19 protein-coding genes and 1 pseudogene are annotated in these 18,836 nt (G+C 50.4%); 8 read left to right on the forward strand and 12 right to left on the reverse strand.

Annotated elements, in window-relative coordinates; genetic code table 11:
* Positions 1–796 (reverse strand): annotated as a pseudogene (locus AWU56_RS09380) (cytochrome-c peroxidase); the annotation flags it as partial.
* A complete protein-coding gene (locus AWU56_RS09385; RefSeq protein ID WP_286682342.1) occupies positions 790–1,596 on the reverse strand; it encodes a TonB-dependent receptor in 807 nt (268 codons plus the stop codon). The pseudogene AWU56_RS09380 and the gene AWU56_RS09385, both read right to left, overlap by 7 nt.
* A gap of 96 nt (positions 1,597–1,692) precedes the next feature.
* Here AWU56_RS09385 and AWU56_RS09390 point away from each other — a divergent pair, with 96 nt between their 5' ends.
* Both AWU56_RS09390 and AWU56_RS09395 read left to right on the forward strand, forming a co-directional pair.
* Positions 1,693–2,250 (forward strand): hypothetical protein, encoded by a 558-nt coding sequence (locus AWU56_RS09390; protein ID WP_286682343.1) that lies wholly within the window; start codon positions 1,693–1,695, stop codon positions 2,248–2,250.
* Between the two features lie 119 nt (positions 2,251–2,369).
* The gene (locus AWU56_RS09395; protein ID WP_006954998.1) at positions 2,370–2,771 is read left to right on the forward strand and encodes a GFA family protein; all 402 of its coding nucleotides are present in this window, start codon (positions 2,370–2,372) and stop codon (positions 2,769–2,771) included.
* A 71-nt stretch (positions 2,772–2,842) separates the two neighbouring features.
* On the opposite strand, the gene AWU56_RS09400 is transcribed toward AWU56_RS09395, so the two are convergent.
* Positions 2,843–3,016 carry a hypothetical protein gene (locus AWU56_RS09400; RefSeq protein WP_286682344.1) on the reverse strand — a complete coding sequence of 58 codons (174 nt, stop codon included), beginning with the start codon at positions 3,014–3,016 and terminating at the stop codon, positions 2,843–2,845.
* Positions 3,017–3,071: 55 nt separating this feature from the next.
* On the opposite strand from AWU56_RS09400, the gene AWU56_RS09405 reads away from it, so the two are divergent.
* Positions 3,072–3,641: a hypothetical protein gene (locus AWU56_RS09405; RefSeq protein ID WP_286682345.1), complete on the forward strand. Its 570-nt coding sequence runs from the start codon at positions 3,072–3,074 to the stop codon at positions 3,639–3,641.
* Between the two features lie 559 nt (positions 3,642–4,200).
* On the opposite strand, the gene AWU56_RS09410 is transcribed toward AWU56_RS09405, so the two are convergent.
* From AWU56_RS09410 to AWU56_RS09425, 4 genes are all read right to left on the reverse strand, one after another.
* Positions 4,201–6,291 (reverse strand): TonB-dependent siderophore receptor, encoded by a 2,091-nt coding sequence (locus AWU56_RS09410; RefSeq protein WP_286682346.1) that lies wholly within the window; start codon positions 6,289–6,291, stop codon positions 4,201–4,203.
* Positions 6,292–6,515: 224 nt separating this feature from the next.
* On the reverse strand, positions 6,516–7,070 hold the full coding sequence (locus tag AWU56_RS09415; protein WP_286682347.1) for an REP-associated tyrosine transposase: 555 nt from the start codon (positions 7,068–7,070) through the stop codon (positions 6,516–6,518).
* A 509-nt stretch (positions 7,071–7,579) separates the two neighbouring features.
* Positions 7,580–8,050 carry a GNAT family N-acetyltransferase gene (locus AWU56_RS09420; RefSeq protein ID WP_286682348.1) on the reverse strand — a complete coding sequence of 157 codons (471 nt, stop codon included), beginning with the start codon at positions 8,048–8,050 and terminating at the stop codon, positions 7,580–7,582.
* A 168-nt stretch (positions 8,051–8,218) separates the two neighbouring features.
* Entirely contained in the window at positions 8,219–8,584 is a 366-nt protein-coding gene (locus AWU56_RS09425) for a hypothetical protein (protein ID WP_286682349.1), read from the reverse strand.
* A gap of 82 nt (positions 8,585–8,666) precedes the next feature.
* Here AWU56_RS09425 and AWU56_RS09430 point away from each other — a divergent pair, with 82 nt between their 5' ends.
* The 4 genes from AWU56_RS09430 to AWU56_RS09445 all read left to right on the forward strand — a co-directional run bounded on the left by AWU56_RS09430 (position 8,667) and on the right by AWU56_RS09445 (position 11,269).
* Entirely contained in the window at positions 8,667–9,401 is a 735-nt protein-coding gene (locus AWU56_RS09430) for an SIMPL domain-containing protein (protein ID WP_286682350.1), read from the forward strand.
* Between the two features lie 235 nt (positions 9,402–9,636).
* Positions 9,637–10,209: a DUF6624 domain-containing protein gene (locus AWU56_RS09435; protein WP_286682351.1), complete on the forward strand. Its 573-nt coding sequence runs from the start codon at positions 9,637–9,639 to the stop codon at positions 10,207–10,209.
* 340 nt (positions 10,210–10,549) lie between these two features.
* Positions 10,550–11,071, forward strand: a complete 522-nt coding sequence (gene dps / locus AWU56_RS09440) for a DNA starvation/stationary phase protection protein Dps (RefSeq protein ID WP_040487759.1) — start codon at positions 10,550–10,552, stop codon at positions 11,069–11,071.
* A gap of 36 nt (positions 11,072–11,107) precedes the next feature.
* A complete protein-coding gene (locus AWU56_RS09445; protein ID WP_286682352.1) occupies positions 11,108–11,269 on the forward strand; it encodes a hypothetical protein in 162 nt (53 codons plus the stop codon).
* Here the strand turns inward: AWU56_RS09445 and AWU56_RS09450 are convergent.
* Positions 11,266–11,910: an epoxyqueuosine reductase QueH gene (locus AWU56_RS09450; protein WP_006955007.1), complete on the reverse strand. Its 645-nt coding sequence runs from the start codon at positions 11,908–11,910 to the stop codon at positions 11,266–11,268. The two genes, AWU56_RS09445 and AWU56_RS09450, sit on opposite strands and share 4 nt — an antisense overlap.
* A 300-nt stretch (positions 11,911–12,210) precedes the next feature.
* Positions 12,211–13,473 (reverse strand): M1 family aminopeptidase, encoded by a 1,263-nt coding sequence (locus AWU56_RS09455; RefSeq protein ID WP_286682353.1) that lies wholly within the window; start codon positions 13,471–13,473, stop codon positions 12,211–12,213.
* 498 nt (positions 13,474–13,971) lie between these two features.
* Here AWU56_RS09455 and AWU56_RS09460 point away from each other — a divergent pair, with 498 nt between their 5' ends.
* The gene (locus tag AWU56_RS09460) at positions 13,972–16,023 is read left to right on the forward strand and encodes an EAL domain-containing protein (protein ID WP_286682354.1); all 2,052 of its coding nucleotides are present in this window, start codon (positions 13,972–13,974) and stop codon (positions 16,021–16,023) included.
* A gap of 789 nt (positions 16,024–16,812) precedes the next feature.
* Here AWU56_RS09460 and AWU56_RS09465 read toward each other — a convergent pair.
* From AWU56_RS09465 to AWU56_RS09475, 3 genes are read right to left on the reverse strand one after another with little or no spacing between them, the layout of a single operon-like run.
* The gene (locus AWU56_RS09465; RefSeq protein ID WP_286682355.1) at positions 16,813–17,295 is read right to left on the reverse strand and encodes a hypothetical protein; all 483 of its coding nucleotides are present in this window, start codon (positions 17,293–17,295) and stop codon (positions 16,813–16,815) included.
* Positions 17,292–18,344 (reverse strand): tetratricopeptide repeat protein, encoded by a 1,053-nt coding sequence (locus tag AWU56_RS09470; protein ID WP_286682356.1) that lies wholly within the window; start codon positions 18,342–18,344, stop codon positions 17,292–17,294. The genes AWU56_RS09465 and AWU56_RS09470 overlap by 4 nt, the downstream gene beginning before the upstream one ends.
* Positions 18,341–18,832: an Ig-like domain-containing protein gene (locus tag AWU56_RS09475; RefSeq protein WP_286682357.1), complete on the reverse strand. Its 492-nt coding sequence runs from the start codon at positions 18,830–18,832 to the stop codon at positions 18,341–18,343. Before AWU56_RS09475 ends, AWU56_RS09470 begins: the two co-directional genes overlap by 4 nt.
* Positions 18,833–18,836: the final 4 nt, after the last annotated feature.

Here is an 18,836-nt window from a genome sequence, read left to right on the forward strand (position 1 = left end):
ACCGTCGCAAAATGGCAATGAGCAACGGTAGTTAAAAATCGGTATCAACCGGCCAGGATAATTGCCGGAAAACCGGCCAAGGTAATTGACGCTACATACGTAGCGTCCGAGATCTTCAAATTTCCTTCCAAAATAGTGCAACCCGGTATTATGAAAGCGTTGGTCCGACAGTAACGGTCCGTTATGACACTTGATGCAACCGGCTTTGGTACGAAATAAGTGTAAGCCTTGCAATTGTTGGTCTGTGAGTGCATTTTTGGCTTTTTGCCAGTCACCTGCCTCTATCGCCAATAAAAAGGAATCGAGCGGTTGTGTCTTGGGGTCATCCATTAACGTGCGCTGGAATTCTGCTAACGATTCGGCAAGTAGCTCCCAGCTTATTGTCTCGGGGGTACGTGTCAATGGTGCGAGTAGCGCGCGATAGTCGGGGTATTGTGCGACTTGTCGTGCGATGGTGCGCGTATTATGTGCCATCTCGACGGGGTCTTCGACCGGCATCGTGACACGAGGCACAACTGACTTCACCGGTCGCTGATAAGCGGGTATCGTGAAACAGCTTTTTACCGAGCGCCACACGATCGCGATTAAGCTGATCGCGCAGTGGCTTTGGATCGGGCAGCGGTGCGAGGTCATCGGTTGCTGCTTGTGCACGTGCTGGCCACTGGGATTGCGGCTTAAGGTAGCGTTGCCAAAGTGTCTCGGTTGTGGGTGACTGCTGGGCTGCGTGCGCGGGGACGACGAGCCCGATAGCAATGACCAACGGATAGCCGATATGTGTTAAGCACTTCTTCACCATGTGTACTCCAGTCCTACCCAAAAACTTCTGCCTGTTTCCACGCCTTGCTGATTATTCGCCACTGCGTATGTGCGTTGGTCGAGTAGGTTATCGATTTCTAAGCTCAACTTAATGGCTTGGTTAAACGCACGCAGTTGATATTGCAGGTTCGCGTTGACTAATGTCCGTGCTGGCCGATGTATGTCCTGATAGACCGGATACGCGAGTTCTAGATCTTCACACTGTGTACAAAAGGTATTGCGCTCGGCAAAGTACCACTCGCCGGTATCCACCGCACTGGTGTAGGCGCCTTGATAACTGACGTTGAGACTGGTTTTAAAAGCGTCTGTCCATTGGCTGTGTATGGATAAGTTCGCGGTAACGGGGCGACTAAAGTCATCATTCAGCCGACCTAGATCATCGAGACTGATAAGGTCGATGCGGCTGTTGATATTCGCCCCGCTGACGTAGGCGACGATTTCATCCTCGGGTACGGCATCGACACTGCTGTCGTAGGAGCGGCTGGAGGTGAGGTTTTCACTATGGCTGGTGTGTAACCAAAACTCGTGGTCGCCCCAGCGATATTGATATGAAAGTGTGAGCCTCTGGTATTCGCCGCTTCCGGCATTGGTGGCGGTGATGTAGGTGATACCGTCGGCGGCACGGGTGTCGCCCCGCGCCAATCGATGCCGCTCCGTGCGCACAATGCGCACGCTACGGTGGGGTTGATACGACGTCGTCGTAAGTCGCGCCTTTGGCGCGACAATCGATGCCGAGGGTTGATGCCACCACCGACGTACGTCGCGCATTCTGCGCGACAATCGATCTCTGATGACAACAAAAAATTGAACGATATCAGGATGATAATATTGTTAAGTCTATGTTATCATCCTATTTTTTTGAATGGGAAATTTAATATGTTTCGTTGGTTTTTAATCGTTTCGGTATTACTTATCACCCCTCGTGCATTCGCTGTCGACGAATATTCGACTGCGTCAGACGGTGAAAAGAAACTGATTAAGCAAATTGTAGAAGTTCTTAAACTCGAACCGAGCACAGAGGTTGAGAAAAAAATATACGACCGTATCGACTTTGTATTTGATACAAAAAACTGGAACTCATATTGGTTAGGCTATAACGACCTAGAGTCCTCAAAAATAAAAGATCCGGGCGTTACGTTTGTCGAACAATATATCAACACCAGCGATAGCGGCACATTTATCATCAGCTTTTTATACGATAAAGAAGCCAAACAAATTTTGGTGACCTCTAAGCAAATTCGCTATGCCTCAAAAGACATTGCATTAGATGCTTTCAAAACCACCAAAGCCGACGAAGAAAAATTTTCCGTGCTTCATGAAACCGCCAACTATGCCTTATTACAAGAAAAAGGAAAAGTCAGCTATTCTAATTTCCACATCGGCGGCAACGCCGGCATAGTCGTCTACATCGAACAAGGCATCATCGACCTGTAGGTCGCGCCTTTGGCGCGACAATCGATGCCGCCCCGTGCGCCGGTGTGCGATATCGCCACCACCCCGTACGTCGCGCCTTTGGCGCGACAACCGATGCTGGCACGATAAGGAGAGAACAAATGAATAAACATCAAGGTTCTTGTTTATGTGGGGCCGTGAAATTCGAGGTCCAAGGCGCGTTTGATAGCTTTTATCTGTGCCATTGCCAGCATTGTCAAAAGGATAGCGGCTCTGCCCACGCGGCTAATTTGTTCTCTCAATCGGCTCGTCTTTTTTGGCATTCTGGCGCCGACGCAGTCACCTCTTTCACATTAACCGGTACGCGGCATCATAAAAGCTTTTGTAAGCACTGCGGATCGGCCGTGCCGAACACACAAATCGCGGGTTTGCTCGTGGTTCCAGCCGGTAGCCTAGACACAGATCTCGACATCCGTCCGACCGCACATATTTTCTCATCCAGCCGCGCACATTGGGATAACCCCAACATCAAAACCCCCGTGTTCGACCGTTTACCCCGATAGGTCGCGCCTTTGGCGCGACAATCGATACCGCCCCGTGCGCAAAATGCGCACGCTACGGTGATGCCGAACGTTCAACCCGACGTACGTCGCGCCTTTGGCGCGACATCAAATACCGTCCCATGCGCCGGTGTGCGATACCGCCGCCATCCCGTATGTCGCGCCTTTGGCGCGACATCAAATACCGCCCCAGGCGCACGCAACACGCGACGATCATGATGGAAACTTTTCAGTTTATTTACAGTCACACCTTTCTCAAAAAACATTTATTCAACATTTTCTCATGATAATTTAGGATGCACTGTGAATAATTTAAAAACGTTCTTGCTTGTAGGTATGGTCTCGCTTGTTTCTGCTTGTAGCAGTATTCCGTTAAGCACCATGGTTAAATTAATGGATCTTAATCCTTTAGAGGCGGACCCGAACCAGATCATTGTGGCAGTGAAATCTCCGGTTGGAGTCAGTGTCAACGACGGTGATGTAGTGCTAGATTTTAGTTTTAGAACAGGCGAACCTGAAAGCAGCTTTAACTATACTTTTCCGGTTATAGTTGATTCAGATTACGCGTTATCCGCGGAGCTGAAAGACGAGCTTGAGAACGACGAGCAGTTTACCGTAATGCGTTTATCTGAGGCTGATGCTCAACACATGAAGAGTGGACAAAAAGCAATTCGTGAGTATCGCCGCCAGCATGAGGAAGGCGGAGCTGGCAGCATAAATGTCAGATTAATCTCGGCATGTCAAAGCGGTGGTTCTGCTTGGAAGGATTCGGAGCTTGACGTTTATCTAAAAATCGACCAAAGCGATGAATTTTTGTTGTTTTTAGACGACATAGATCTTAGCGAGTTAGACGTCAAAAACGGTTGTTCGTAGGTCGCGCCTTTGGCGCGACAATCGATGCCGCCCAGTGCGCCGGTGTGCGACACCACCGCCATCCCGTACGTCGCGCCTTTGGCGCGACAACCGATATCGCGCCGTGCGCACAATGCGCACGCTACGGTGATGTTGAACGTTTAACCCGACGTAGGTCGCGCCTTTGGCGCGACAATCGATACCCCGCCGTGCGCATAATGCGCACGCTACGGTGATGTCGAACGTTCAACCCGACGTAGGTCGCGCCTTTGGCGCGACAATCGATACCGCGCCGTGCGCATAATGCGCACGCTACGGTGATGTTGAACGTTTAACCCGACGTACGTCGCGCCTTTGGCGCGACAACCGGTATCGCCCCGTGCGCACAATGCGCACGCTACGGTGGTGTCGAACGTTTAACCCGACGTAGGTCGCGCCTTTGGCGCGACAACCGATGCCGCCCCGTGCGCACAATGCGCACGCTACGGTGATGTCGAACGTTTAACCCGACGTAGGTCGCGCCTTTGGCGCGACATCAGATCCGCGCCGTGCGCCCAAGGCGCACGGCACCGCCCGATTGTTAAAATTTATACCGGAAATTGGCCATGATGGTACGTTGTTGACCGTAGAAACAGTCGCCACGACTTAGGCATGATGTGAGTACCGTTTTGTCGGTCAGGTTGTCGATATCGACACTGACCGAGTATTGGTCCCAGTCGTAGCCGATCATCGCATCAACAAGCGTGTAAGTTGGAGTTTCGAGCAACACGTTGTTGCCGTTATAAACGCCAAACCCCCCCGAGGTATGACCCACATATCGTGCGCCTGCGCCGATTTTAAAGCCACCCCAGCTATCAGGGCGGTATGTTGCCCAAACAGATGCCTGATGATCGGGTGTGGCTGTCAGAATATCGGCGGCATCGTTGTAGGCGTAGCTCGCATAAACATCCATAAAGTCCCAGGCTAACTGCGCTTCGAGCTCGACACCTTCAATTTCGACTTCACCCATTTGCACTTGACCACTTGAATTAGGTGCCTCGGGATCGTTGACTTGTACCTGTAGGTTTTCTTGCTTGATACGATAGACCGATGCGGTAATTAAATGCTCCGTGCCTTGCGGCTGGTATTTCACTCCCGCCTCCCATTGCTTACCTTCGATAGGTACGAATGGGTTGTTATACGCATCGCGACCGAACACTGGTTGGAACGATTCGCTGTAGCTTACATACGGCGAAATACCACCGTCAAACAGGTACATTAATCCTAAACGACCCGTCGTAGCATATTGCTCATTGGCGGCGCTGTTTTCAGGATTAGTGGTTGCGCGATCACGACGTAACGCGGCTGACACGAGCCATTTGTCGTCAATGCGCATGTTATCTTGTACGTATAAACCAAGTTGGTAATTCTTAGTTGACGCAAAATCAGTGATATCCGCCTCGGTGGGTAAGCCCGTGGCTTCACCGTAGACCGGGTCGTACACGTCAAGTGTGTTATTAGCACCGTAAGCGTAGTCGTTATCGGTGTAGGCATCTTGGAAATCGAGACCAAACACTAAATCGTGCTCGATGAGGCCTGTTGTGATGGAGCCGTGAAGTTGAAGATCCGATGTCCAGGCACGCGCATTGGCTCGTGAGAGGTACGAGACTCGGTCGACAGTACGGTTATCTTCTGCAAATTTAGGGGGCCAGCCGTACATTGTGTTGTATTCGGCGTTGCTCTCGCTGTAACGACTGGCTAATCGAATATGCCAGTTCAAGTTGATGTCATGTTCGATGATCGCAGTCAATGCGTCTTGTTCGGTGTCGTATTTATCGAAACCCGGCTCTGAAACAAAGGTTGAGCTATCAATTTGACCAAACTCATTGGGAAACAGGGTGCCTTGCCAAGGGAAAAACTGCGTGCTTGAGCCTGATTCATTACGTTGAATATTGGCAATTAAAGTGACTTTAGTTTCGTCTGATGCGTGCCAAGTGAGGGATGGATTTAATACGAGGCTATTATCCGGAACATAATCGGTTTGTGTGTCGCTGTCACGATAAAGTCCAACTAAACGGCCTGTAAGTGAGGCATCGGAATTAAGTGCGCCTGTAATGTCTCCAGCGACTTGCTTGCGAGAATAATTACCGAGTTGACCCCAAAGTTCGCCTTGAGTCTCGGCTTGGGGACGTTTACTTACTAGGTTGATAATACCACCGGTAGAGCCCTGACCGTAGAGTACAGAGCTCGGGCCTTTTAATATTTCAATTTGGCTGAGTGAATAAGGATTAATGCGGACGTTGTTGTAGTAGCCAAAGAGTGACTTTAAACCATCTAAGTATTGTACCGGCGAGACACCACGTATTTGTGCCCAGTCGCCTCGCGTATCAACGCCGTATGGGCCATTGTAAAGTCCTGCCACATAACCAATGGCGTCCTGAACGGTGACGGCGCCTAAGTCCTCAATACGCGCCTCCGTCAATACGGAAACTGAGAGGGGAGTTTCAATGATAGGTGTATCGGACTTGGAGCCGGTCGCACTGACGTATGAAATCAGCCCGCGTGAGCTCACTTCAATTGTCTCCATCATGTCTTCTTTTTCTTTTTTAGTTTGCTGCTCTTCAGCTGCAGCGTAGTTGCTTGCTAATGCAACGAGAATGCTTGATGCCATCACTGTTTTTTGAATCGTCATATCCCTGTCCACTCCTGAATGTGTATTCACGAGCGGATCATAAATGAAAACGATTCGTATTTAAATAAAAGTTTTTGATTCGTCCTTAGGTCGCGCATTGTGCGCTACGCTGGATATCGTCCGTGCGCATAATGCGCACGCTACGGTGATGTCGAACGTTCAACCCGACGTAGGTCGCGCATTGTGCGCGACGCTGGATATCGCCCGTGCGCCTAAGGCGCACGCTACCACATGTCGTAATCGGCGAAATTGTCGTCCACCCATGCATCTGTGATGTATTGCCATGATTCTGGGTAACGACCTTGCTTTAAATACGTGTTAAGGGTGGAGTAAGGCCATTCTAAGGCATTCTTGACATAGCCATGTTTGACAGGATTAAAGCAGCAATACAGCGTATACATGTAGAGCTCTTGCTCATTACGAATGATTCGGTCGTAGAATCTATTGTGCCAAAGGCTACCTTGACGTCGGCGTCGTTTGGAAAAATTTTTTTGTGAATTTTTATAAGAAAATTCGGGTAGGGCGCGAGTGGTGAGCGCTTTAATTTTTCTAATGCGCAGGTCGACCTTCTGATCGGTAACACCAATCAATAGATGCATATGATCGGGCAAGACAACCCACGCCTGAATATCAAAAGGGTGGGATGCCATGGTCGTTCGCACAGCATTACGCAGCGCCTGAATGACGGGCTGGCGCGTTAGGTGAGGCTTGCGACCTTGAGTAGCGACGGTAATAAAAAAATAGTAACCGTCTTCGAAATAGCGACGAACATTTTTCATGCCGCTTATTTAAGACCAAAAGTCCCACCACAACATTTTAAAATCGTGTACGTAGGTCGCGCATCGTGCGCGACATCGGGATAGCCCCGTGCGCCAAAGGCGCACGCTACGCCGGTGTTGTAGGTCGCGCATTGTGCGCGACATCAGATGCCGCCCGTGCGCAAAATGCGCACGCTACGCCGGTGGTGTAGGTCGCGCATTGTGCGCGACATCAGATCCCGCCCCGTGCGCCAAAGGCGCACGTTACGCCGGTGGTGTAGGTCGCGCATTGTGCGCGACGTCAGATCCCGCCCCGTGCGCCAAAGGCGCACGCTACGCCGGTGGTGTAGGTCGCGCATTGTGCGCGAAATCAGATCTCGCCCGTGCGCCAAAGGCGCACGTTACGTCGGTGGTGTAGGTCGCGCATCGTGCGCGACATCAGATCCCGCCCGTGCGCCAAAGGCGCACGTTACGTCGGTGGTTGATATAACCGCCATTCCGTACGTCGCGCATTGTGCGCGACATTGCTATTAAACCGGCTTTACCATGATGAAGTTTTGTAGCTCTTCACCGCGCACTTTGACGTGTTGTGATGTGCTTACGATAAAATCGAAGCGCTCGAAAAAGGGGCGTGCGGTGATGCTGACATGTGAGTAAAGCTTACTGATCCCGCGGGTTTTCGCGTCACCTATTATCTGCTGCATGAGCACGCCGCCTACGCCCTTTCGCTGATATTTGTGGTGACAGAAAAAGTGGTCGATAAGACCGTCTTGCTGAAGATCTGCGTAACCTGCGATATCGGCGTTTAATTCTGCAACGTATGGCGCGATTTTATTCATCTTACGTGCCCACTCATTCGAATCGTAATCTCTTGGTGCCCAGGCTTCGATTTGTGCTTGCGAGTAGTCTTTGATGTTGATGTTTCTCACTGTGTCGAAAAATATATCTCGCAATGTTGCCGCATCGGTCGATTTATAGCTTCGTATTTTGATGTCGTACATGTTTGTGTTGTTCCGCTTTTTGGATATCACCGCCATTCCGTAGGTCGCGCATTGTGCGCGACATCAGACGCCGCCCGTGCGCCAAAGGCGCACGTTACGTCGGTGTTGTACGTCGCGCATTGTGCGTGACGTCAGATCCCGCCCGTGCGCAAAATGCGCACGCTACGCCTAAATTTTATATTGGTAATCGGTTGTTTCCATGTGTTTTGTGAAAATATTACGAGAGATGGCGATGATTTCGGCGCCTTTTTCATCGTTCGTTTCGTGTGGAGGCTTCATGACTACCGCGCCTAAGTTACTGCCACATTCGTTGTCTTTGGTGTTATAGCTTACACCGAAGCCTGGACGGCCATCTGTTCTCAGCCGATATTCGCGAAGCATATCGTTTATTACTTTTGAACCTGCTGCGACGGCTGCTTGTTCAGTTGAATAACAATAGGTTGCTACATTATTTTCTTTAGTTGTTGTGCAAGCTACTAAATTGGTTAATAGTAAACAGATAATAAAAATATGCAGTTTGAATTGATTAATCATTATATTGAATCACTTATATAACAAACATGATTTTTAACTTAGCAACTTTGTTCGGCTATTAAAAATAAATGGAGGGTATACATTGAAAAAATATTTATTTTTTTTGTTCTTGGTGAGTTGCTCAGCATGGAGTGATGTAATTCCAAATGCTCCTCATATCTATGTTGAAGGGTATGCTGAACAACGTGTTAAGCCGGAAATAATCGTTATTAGCGCGTACTTGAGGCATACCGACAAGGACGCCTCCGTCGCCAAAAGTGAAGTTGATCGGCGGTCAGTTGAGCTGTTTGAAGTAGTCAAAAAAATGGGAATAGCTCAAGAAGATATTCGAGCGACGCCACTTAGAATTGCGCCGCACAATGAGTATAAGAACGGCGAGGAAATTAATTTAGGCACGCGCGTCGTGCGCAGTATCGATATTACGTTACGTGATCTTTCCTTATATAACGAACTCAATCAATCGCTGGTTGATGCGGGCGTGTCAGAGACATTAGATGCTGAAGTTAAGGTTGAGAATCCGCGAGAGATTAAGAAACAAGTGCTGTTTGAGGCATTAAAAAACGCGCGTCAAAAAGCCGAACAACTTGCTGAGCTAAATGGTAAGAAGGTAAAAGATGTGTATTCAATCTCAGAATTTAAAACACGTGATGAAAGTGTTTACGATTTGATACCCTCGCAAGAAATTTATGGTCAGTCTTCTAACGAACTTGCCGGTGTATCGGTAAGGTTTCGTGCTGCGCCCCAGCAAGGCGGGCTTTTTGAAATAGGCGAAATGACCGCATCCGCCACCGTATATGTCGTGTTCACCATACAGTAGGTCACGCCTATGGCGCGACGTTGGGTTGTCCCCGTGCGCCAAAGGCGCACGCTACGTTGGTGTTGTAGGTCGCGCATTGTGCGCGACATCAGATCCCGCCCCGTGCGCCCAAGGCGCACGTTACGTTGGTGTTGTAGGTCGCGCATTGTGCGCGACGATGGGGTTGGCCCGTGCGCGCTGAGGCTTGATATTGGTTCGTGTCTAATCATGGCTTGTGAAAATGGAGGCTTTTTATATGCGTTTAGTTTTGATTTTAATATCTTTGTTTCCGTTGCTTGTGGATGCTCAAAGCAATCCAAATTTACAAAGTGAGCTGGTTAATATGGCTAGAGTTGACCAGTCTATTCGTCAGGAAGTGGGAGAAGCGGGTTGGTCTAATGCGCCCCGAGCTTTGCTTGATAAACTTGCTAATGTCGATAAAAAAAATACAGAAAGACTGAAAGAGATCTTTGCAAAAGAAGGGTGGGTTAACTCAGAACAAGTGGGAAAAAAGGGTGTTAGTGCCGCTTTTTTAATTATTCAGCATTCACCTGATACAGAGTTTCAAAAAAGAATGCTGCCAAAAATAAAGCAATCTTATTTGGCTGATGAAGGTATTTCGGGTGAACAAGTGGCTTTGCTTACGGACCGTGTTTATGTCCGCGATGGAAAAAAGCAAATTTACGGTACACAGGCTAGAGTGGTTTCGGGAGAAATTATGTTTGAACCCATTAAAGACCCAGAAACCGTTGACGAGCGACGCGCTGAAATGAACATGTCGACGCTGAGCACATATAAAAAGCTGCTCGAAGAAGCATACGGTATGTAGGTCGCGCATTGTGCGCGACGACCGGAGACCGATATCGCCGCCATCCCGTACGTCGCGCATTGTGCGCGACATCAGATCCCGCCCGTGCGCAAAATGCGCACGCTACGCGGTGGTTGATACCACCGCCATCGTAGGTCGCGCATTGTGCGCGACATCGAATCCCGCCCGTGCGCAAAATGCGCACGCTACGCGGTGGTTGATACCGCCGCCATCGTAGGTCGCGCATTGTGCGCGACATCGAATCCCGCCCCGTGCGCAAAATGCGCACGCTACGGGACCGATCCAATCGGCAGGTGATGCCGTAGGTATAGGTGAATGGAATTTAAAGGTAGGAGGAATAATGAGCAATACTGAGAATGCAAAAGTCGCTGGATTTACTGCTCCGGGTTTGAAAGAGGATGCTGCTCAAAAGGCTATCGCTCTGCTCGATGACCGCTTGGTTGCGCTTATCGACCTTCAACTGACTTTGAAACATGTTCACTGGAATGTGGTGGGTCCGAATTTCATAGGTGTGCATGAAATGCTTGATCCGCAGGTTGATGCGGTGCGAGAAATGACAGACACCATTGCAGAGCGAATCGCGACCTTAGGTGGTGTGCCAGAAGGAACGCCAGAGGCGGTTGTGAGAAAGCGCTCTTGGAAGGATTATTCAATCGGCAAAGGGCTTGTAGCTGAACATTTATCCGAACTGGATAAGGTCTACAACGGCGTCAATGGTGACCACCGCAAAGCCATTGATGAGCTGAGCGAGATTGATCCGGTGTCAGAGGATATGCTGACAGGTCAGCTCGGTGACTTAGAACAGTTCCAGTGGTTTGTCCGCGCGCATATCGAGTCGTCTTCGGGCGAGTTGAAACGGTAACGCCGCGTGCGCATTTTGCGCACGGGACGATATTTGATGTCGCGCCAAAGGCGCGACGTACGGCATGGCGGTGATATCGACCACCGATGTAGCGTGCGCATTTTGCGCACGGGGCAAACGCAATGTCGCGCACAAGGCGCGACGTACGATGCCGACGGTATCAACCGCCGGCGTACGTCGACAGGCGGTGAGGCCTAGCCGTAATATTGGACGCCGATTTCGATGCGTTTGCGGTCGTTTTTGACTCGCCATCGGTTGGTGTCTCGCAAGGAATAGATACATCCGCAGTATTCTTGCTGGTAAAACCGTTCGCGTTTTGCCAGCTCTACCATCCTGCTGGAGCCTCCTTGCTTGCGCCAGTTGAACGTCCAGTATGTCACATCGTCGTAGCGAGCGGCTGCGCGTTCGCCACAGTCGTTGATTTGTTGCATGTTCTTCCAACGCGAGATTCCCAAACAGCTCGTAATGACGTCAAAACCATGCTCATGAGCATATAAGGCGGTGCGTTCAAACCGCATATCAAAGCAAACCGTGCAACGTTCGCCCCGTTCTGGTTCCCACTCTAAACCACGCACACGTTCAAACCAGTTTTGGCTGTCGTAATCGGCATCAATAAACGGAATGCCCAACTTCTCGGCAAAGCGAATGTTTTCTTCTTTGCGAATCAAATACTCCTTTTCAGGGTGAATATTCGGATTGTAGAAGAAGATGGTGATATCAATACCGGCATCCACCATTCGTTGCATGACATCGCCCGCGCAAGGGGCACAGCACGAGTGTAGTAAGACTTTATTTGATTCTGTGGGTGCTTCAAGCACGATGCTTTGTTGCTTTGCCATGGTGGATTCCAGTTATTTGAGCGTAAGGTCAGTATTGTGCATTTTTCGGGGCAAAAATAAAGTCAGCGTGCGCATTTGGCGCACGTGGCGGGATTTGATGTCGCGCACAATGCGCGACGTACGGGATGGCGGTGATATCAACCACCGACGTAGCGTGCGCATTTTGCGCACGGGTGGGATTTGATGTCGCGCCAAAGGCGCGACGTACGGGATGGCGGTGATATCGGTCACCGATGTCGCGCCAAAGGCGCGACGTACACCACCCGCGTAGCGTGCGCATTTTGCGCACGGGGCTGTGATTTATGGGTTTGTTTGAGCCAGTTGCTGCGTGAACCAAACCTGCGTTTCCTTGGAGGTCAGCGCCCCGACTTTATTAAGCAATTGTTCAGTTTGCGTTACCTCATGAGCCGTATACCAGGCCAACAATTGCTCAAAATTATCAGCCCCCATGCGATCGGCAAGCCGCTTAAGCAGTAAAGGGCCTAACCCATAGTTGACGCGATGGGAGGCTCGTTTGGGGTCATCTGAACGCCATACAAACTCGACGCCTTTCGCTAAGTTTTGCCAACGTTTAACAGTATCGGCGTAGGCCTCTTTGCCAAAGCGTTGTTTGAGCTGCTGTGCGGAAATGTACTCAGCGAATGACTCCATCATCCAATAGTCATGAGACATGGCATCCGCAAAGGGTGTCCAGTTGTGTGCGAGCTCGTGGCAGATGTATTGATAGTCCGCCTCCCGAGAGGAAAGGCTACTTTTACTCATTGATATGTAGGGCCCACGTGCAAAGCTGGGTCCGCTGCGGTCAAGAATAATTAAATCGGCATGATCGAGTGTATTTTCTGCACGCATTGTAGCGTTCAGAGAGGTGAGGCACTGAGTAGCGTCATCGGCTAGATGTTGTGCTTGTTTTGCGTCAATGCCTTGGTAAATCACCTCTACATGCTCGGTTGTTATGACTTGAGGAGATTGCTGAGCAAATAATACAACATCAATCGCAGGCATTTGGTTGCGGACCATGACGGTGTTTTGGGTAGGTCTCTCTTGCTGTCCAGGCGAGTAGACGCGCCAATTGGAGGGGACGGTGAGTGCAAGCGCCCCCGTCATTTTGGTGGCAAAATCAGCAATAAATGGATGCCATGCCGAATCGAGGCTCAAGTGCGCGCCTTGTGCGTTAATATAGTTGCCGTGCCCAGCTTCCTCATCGATCGCACCGCTGTATTTTAGCCTGACCTTATAATTGCTTTGATCGGTGTTTTTAAAGTTCAGTGTAATTCGGTTCCAAGGTGGCACGCGAGGTGATGACTCGATATTTGAGGATGCCAGTTGTGCACCGGATATTTCGGTCACTGACTGTTGTTTGTTGAGCAATAGGGCGATCGCTTGGTGCGTCAGTTTTTCTGCTGGGATCGTGAGTGTTGTGTCGGCTGTGAAGCGCGAATCGTTGGGTTGGAAGACAACGTTGGTATGGTATTTAATCGTGGTGTCGGCTTGTTGCTGGGTATTGGCTAAAAGTTGCGCCGGCATAACCAAAGCAAGCAATGCGGTCATTAAATAAATTTTCATTGTTGTCTCCGATAAATTTGATGTTGCGCCAAAGGCGCGACGTACGACGATGATGATATCGTACACGGGCCGGCATCGGATGTCGCGGCAAAGGCGCGACGTACGATGGTTGCGTTATCAACCACCGACGTAGCGTGCGCATTTTGCGCACGGAACGATATTTGTTGTCGCGCCAAAGGCGCGACGTACGATGGTGGCGGTACCAACCACAGATGTAGCGTGCGCATTTTGCGCACGGAGCGATATTTGTTGTCGCGCCAAAGGCGCGACGTACGATGGTTGCGGTATCAACCACAGACGTAGCGTGCGCATTTTGCGCACGGGACGATATTTGATGTCGCGCCAAAGGCGCGACGTACGACGATGATGATATCGTACACGGGCCGGCATCGGATGTCGCGCGCAATGCGCGGCGGATTAAATTAGGTATTTCTCCCAATGTTTAAATTTTAACCATGTGTCTATTATCTCGCCATCATTCGTGTGTGGGATAAGCTGGTGGAAAAAAATTCAATTTCTGTGTTGATACTAGATGACGAGCCATTGGTATGTCAGACGGTCGAAACCATGCTGAATGCCATTGGTTGTTTAGCACAATCAACGTGTAATCCGACTCAATTTATTGATCTTGCCTGCGCCGAGTCCTTTGACCTATTGATTGTTGATTTAATGATGCCGCTGTTGAGTGGCGAAGAGGTCGCCGCGTTATTGGCTGCGGAATCTGTTAAAACGCCTTTAATCATCATGAGCGGGAGTGACTCCAATTTATTAAAGACTGCCGCGCTTTCCGCTAGAGAAAAAGGGCTACAAGTTATTGGTACGCTTCGAAAGCCATTCTTTGTTAATCAGCTACAAACCGTTTTACAACGTCTGACGTCATCTTTGAATAGCACTGTTCATCAGCCTGCTGCTCAGAGTTACACGCGTGATGATGTGCTAAAAGGTATTCGTGACCACGAATTTTTTTGTGTTTACCAACCCAAGGTTGGACTGCCGACTCACGAGCCTGAGGGGGTTGAGGTGCTGTTACGGTGGCAACACCCCATACTAGACGCCATTCCGCCGAGTGAATTCATTATTTTTGCGGAGCGTGAAGGACTGATTGACGACTTGACTCAATTTGCCATCGCTGAGTCACTCACGTGGTTCTCCGAGATAATTCAACGTGTTGCGTTAAATAATTTATCGATCGCGATTAATATTTCGGCACTTGTATTTAGTAAAGACTGGTTGCTCGATTTTCTCATGGCGACGTGTCAGCAAAATGCCGTGCCACCGCAACGGATCATATTAGAAATTACTGAGAGCGCGGTGCTGGATGATCAGGCCGATGTGTTAAAGCGTGCACTTGATCTAAGGCTGCGTGGGTTTAGATTTTCGCTAGATGACTTTGGCACAGGTTACTCGTCGCTTAAACAGTTAGTCCGGTTACCGCTGAGTGAACTTAAAATTGATAAAAGCTTTGTGCTTTCCCATGAATACAGCGACGAATCAAAACAGATTATGCGCGCGACCGTGGAGTTGGCGCAATCATTGGGACTGAAAACGGTGGCTGAAGGGGTTGAGCGCGAAGAGATAGCCACTTATTTGCGTCAAATTGGCTGTGATACGTTACAAGGCTATTTGTTTGCAAAGCCCTTAGAGGGGAGCCGTGCCGAAGCGTGGTTAATGAAGCAAGCCGCCGCGACGAGTCAACGACGCAGCAGTTTAGCGCGCGCTATTGTGGGCCCTTGCGAGAAACGTAGTGTTAATTTTAGCTATATTACGCATTTTATTCAGTATTTTTTGCGATTTGATGTGGCATTTATATCGTTAGTCGAAGGCGATCATGTGTTTGTGCGTTCCGCGGTGGGAGTCGAGGAAACGATTATTCCGCTTAAACAGTCGCTCGTACAGTTTGTTATGAAAAATAACCGTACCACGACGTTCGATAACTTTACCGCTTTGTCAGGAATGAAAGTCAACCTTTCGCCTTTGTTGAGTCATGGTCTCAACTTTTATGCCGGTTTTCCGTTGTACAATTCGAACGGTCTGTTTATTGGCTCTTTGTGCGCATTACACCGAAGCGCTCGACGTTTGAGTTTAAAAACAATTGAGGTCTTGGAAAAGCTGGCGCACTTGGTTGAATTCGAAATACATCATTTTATCGAGACTTCTAAACATGAGCATATGTTGGCGCGTCTTGATGAAGAGCGCTATAAGCGATTGCTTACGATCGTGAGGGATACTGATTTGTCAGCGACACTGATTCGATTGACCCCTAAAGATAGTGCACTGTTTCCTGTTGCGTCGCTTAATGCCGCTTTGCGACAATCTGTGCAGGCATGGGATTACGTATGTTCTTTGGATAATGTATCAGCGTTGGTGTTATTGATTCATCCGACTGGTGAGTCACCCGTTGAATTCGTCTTGCAGCGTCTTGAAACACGTTTAGCCGATATGTATGACCAAATCTCCATTGAAATAGCTTGGACCGAACAACAAACACAACAACCCCATTCATTACAATCATTATTCGGCCGCCTCGCCGACATCAACACCATCGCGTAGGTCGCGCCTTTGGCGCGACATGCATATCGCCCCGTGCCGTAGGTCGCGCATTTTGCGCGACATGCGGATCGCCCCCGTGCGCAAAATGCGCACGTTACGCCGGTGTGGGTGGATCCCCCCCGTACGCCGATGGTCGACACCCCCACCACCGTAGGTCGCGCCTTTGGCGCGACATGCGGATCGGCCCCGTGCGCCAAAGGCGCACGTTACGCCGGTGTGGATGGATCCCCCGTGCGGTAGGTCGCGCATCATGCGCGACATGCGGATCGGCCCCGTGCGCAAAATGCGCACGCTACGCGGTGTGGGGGATCGCCCCGTGCGGTAGGTCGCGCCTTTTGCGCGACATGCGGATCTTCCCGTGCGCAAAATGCGCACGCTACGCCGGTGTGGGTGGATCGCCCCGTGCGGTAAGTCGCGCATTTTGCGCGACATGCGGATCTTTCCGTGCGCAAAATGCGCACGTTACGCCGGTGTGGATGGATATCCCCGTGCGGTAGGTCGCGCATTTTGCGCGACATGCGGATCGCCCCCGTGCGCAAAATGCGCACGCTACGCCGGTGTGGGTGGATCCCCCCCGTACGCCGATGGTCGACACCCCCACCACCGTAGGTCGCGCCTTTGGCGCGACATGCGGATCGGCCCCGTGCGGTAGGTCGCGCATTTTGCGCGACACGCGGATTTGCCCCGTGCGGTAGGTCGCGCCTTTGGCGCGACATGCGGATCTTTCCGTGCGCAAAATGCGCACGCTACGCCGGTGTGGGGGGATCCCCCGTGCGCAAAATGCGCACGCTACGGGGTGATGTGGGGGGTGTGTTGGTCGAGGGTGGTGTTTTCGACGATTATTTTGTGGTCGGGTAATTCTTGCCAGATGTCGTTGACGGCGAGCTTCGATAGTTTGTCGCGCGGGCAGTCGCTGGTCATTTCCAATACAATGTATTGCTCACGGGCGAAGGTCATGGTTGACCAAGGTGTGTTTGTGTCCAGTGTGAGCTTACACGGCTCTGAATGCGATTGGATGATCAGTGTCTTTTGCGCGAACAGCTGTAACTTGTCTAGATTTTGATTCAGCATTTCACCACTAATACGATCCTCAGGCATCCAGGTTTGATTCAATGCCAGTAGATCGTGGAACGTTAGTTGCCAACGAATCTGCAAGCCGTCGGCTTGCGACTTGAGATTAATGAATGAAGTACTAAACGTATGTGCCATACTTGTAGGCACCACGCCCACTAGCAAAACCAGTGACAACAAAATAAAGCGAATCGAGCTCATGGTGCAGACTCCTGCGTCGGTTGCAGCGCGTTCGCTGCAGAGAGTAAACGATAATCGAACGGTTCTTGTGCCACTTCTATATTTTGCTGTGCCCAATAGCGTGCTTGCTCGGCATCGGGCTCAACATAGGTAAAATAATAGGCAATATCGGCGCTGTGCAGCTTTTCGTCGCGCATCACGCGTAGTTGCATCCGCTCACGCGCATAGTCCTGCCAACAATGGCCCTCTTGATTACGCTTTTCAGCCCAGGCTAAGCGAATAGTGATGCTATCAACGGGCGTTTGCTTGCAGTCGAGCATGAGTGCATCCGGGACTTGCGCATCGGTATCCCATAAGTAGCTGTCTAAGCGTCTTTTTTTATCGACCACGTTTAGAGGTGTTGGCATCGATGCAGTCCATCGCTGAGCGGCTTGATAATCACCTAACAGCAAAGCTTGCTCCGTTAGGATTTGTAGCCGCCAGTGCGCAATGGCTGATTGTGCCTGACCCGGCTGTTGTTCGTGCAATTGTGTTAAACGCGTATAGGCGCGCTCAAGGTTTCCTGACCGTCCTTGCACTTCGAGTAGACAGGTTGAAACAACACCCAACGCGGCGCTGCCCATTAAATCGGTGCAATGCTGTTTGGCATTGTCTGTTTCGTTTAAGGTGAGTGCGATGCGCGCCAACATAAGCTGAGCTTGCACATCGCGTGGAGATTCTTCGAGCACGCGATTAAGTACGGTGCGCGCCTCGGCAAACTGATGTTGATACTGCAATGTATCAGCGATGGCGATGAGCCAATCGCGTTGCGAGTTGTCAGATCCCACGTCGGCGATGAGCTTATTCGCCAGATTAAGATAGTGATGACCTTGCTCGATACGTGCCTCGCGAAGGTATCCAGTCAACAACGCTGAGGCCAAATGAATGTTTTCGGGATGCTTTTGTAATGCCGCTTCAGCTTGTGTGATATCGGTAGGCACTGCGGCAGCCTGAGGCTGCCACAGTACGTCGCTTTGATCCGATGGTGCGCTGACAAGGCCCGACATCAAAATCAACGCGTTTAACATCATTGCTGACCCTCCGATACTAAGTCGGCGAATTCAGCCGTGTCTACCACATCGTCAGTAAACTCACGGCCATTGACTGATAGTGGCTGTGCGCGCTCATCTTGATTAAATGCATCGCGCACATAGGCTGCAGTCGACACGGTTTTTGCTTCAACCGTAATCATGACATCACCGGTATCACTGAACTCACCGTCGGAGACGCTGTAACTGAACATCGCGGTGCCGGTGTACTCCATGGGCGGCGTGTAGTTAAAAGAACCGTCTGGGCTGACAGAAAGCTCACCGACGTCGACTTCTGAAGCCAACGAATAGGTCAATTCGTCGCCGTTGCCGTCGAAGCCTTTCAATTGCTCCATTAGCGTGGTATCCGCCTCGACCCTATAGTTAGCGTCACGCGCCGCTGGCGGTAAGTTGTCATCGCTGTCACCTCCGCAACTGGCAAGAAGCACCGTTGCGGCTGCGAGCGAGAGTGTATGTAGTTTCTTCATCATGTAT

The organism is Idiomarina sp. T82-3, assembly GCF_001577655.1.
In the GTDB taxonomy this organism is placed as follows: domain Bacteria; phylum Pseudomonadota; class Gammaproteobacteria; order Enterobacterales; family Alteromonadaceae; genus Idiomarina; species Idiomarina baltica.

What these genes read in the sequence shown, in the direction of transcription:
- dps (WP_040487759.1), top strand. Translation starts at nt 10,550, where the DNA reads ATGAGCAATACTGAGAATGCAAAAGTCGCTGGATTTACTGCTCCGGGT.
- AWU56_RS09390 (WP_286682343.1), top strand. Translation starts at nt 1,693, where the DNA reads ATGTTTCGTTGGTTTTTAATCGTTTCGGTATTACTTATCACCCCTCGT.
- AWU56_RS09475 (WP_286682357.1), bottom strand. Translation starts at nt 18,832, where the DNA reads ATGATGAAGAAACTACATACACTCTCGCTCGCAGCCGCAACGGTGCTT.
- AWU56_RS09395 (WP_006954998.1), top strand. Translation starts at nt 2,370, where the DNA reads ATGAATAAACATCAAGGTTCTTGTTTATGTGGGGCCGTGAAATTCGAG.
- AWU56_RS09455 (WP_286682353.1), bottom strand. Translation starts at nt 13,473, where the DNA reads ATGAAAATTTATTTAATGACCGCATTGCTTGCTTTGGTTATGCCGGCG.
- AWU56_RS09465 (WP_286682355.1), bottom strand. Translation starts at nt 17,295, where the DNA reads ATGAGCTCGATTCGCTTTATTTTGTTGTCACTGGTTTTGCTAGTGGGC.
- AWU56_RS09445 (WP_286682352.1), top strand. Translation starts at nt 11,108, where the DNA reads ATGTCGCGCCAAAGGCGCGACGTACGGCATGGCGGTGATATCGACCAC.
- AWU56_RS09435 (WP_286682351.1), top strand. Translation starts at nt 9,637, where the DNA reads ATGCGTTTAGTTTTGATTTTAATATCTTTGTTTCCGTTGCTTGTGGAT.
- AWU56_RS09420 (WP_286682348.1), bottom strand. Translation starts at nt 8,050, where the DNA reads ATGTACGACATCAAAATACGAAGCTATAAATCGACCGATGCGGCAACA.
- AWU56_RS09470 (WP_286682356.1), bottom strand. Translation starts at nt 18,344, where the DNA reads ATGATGTTAAACGCGTTGATTTTGATGTCGGGCCTTGTCAGCGCACCA.
- AWU56_RS09415 (WP_286682347.1), bottom strand. Translation starts at nt 7,070, where the DNA reads ATGAAAAATGTTCGTCGCTATTTCGAAGACGGTTACTATTTTTTTATT.
- AWU56_RS09450 (WP_006955007.1), bottom strand. Translation starts at nt 11,910, where the DNA reads ATGGCAAAGCAACAAAGCATCGTGCTTGAAGCACCCACAGAATCAAAT.
- AWU56_RS09425 (WP_286682349.1), bottom strand. Translation starts at nt 8,584, where the DNA reads ATGATTAATCAATTCAAACTGCATATTTTTATTATCTGTTTACTATTA.
- AWU56_RS09410 (WP_286682346.1), bottom strand. Translation starts at nt 6,291, where the DNA reads ATGACGATTCAAAAAACAGTGATGGCATCAAGCATTCTCGTTGCATTA.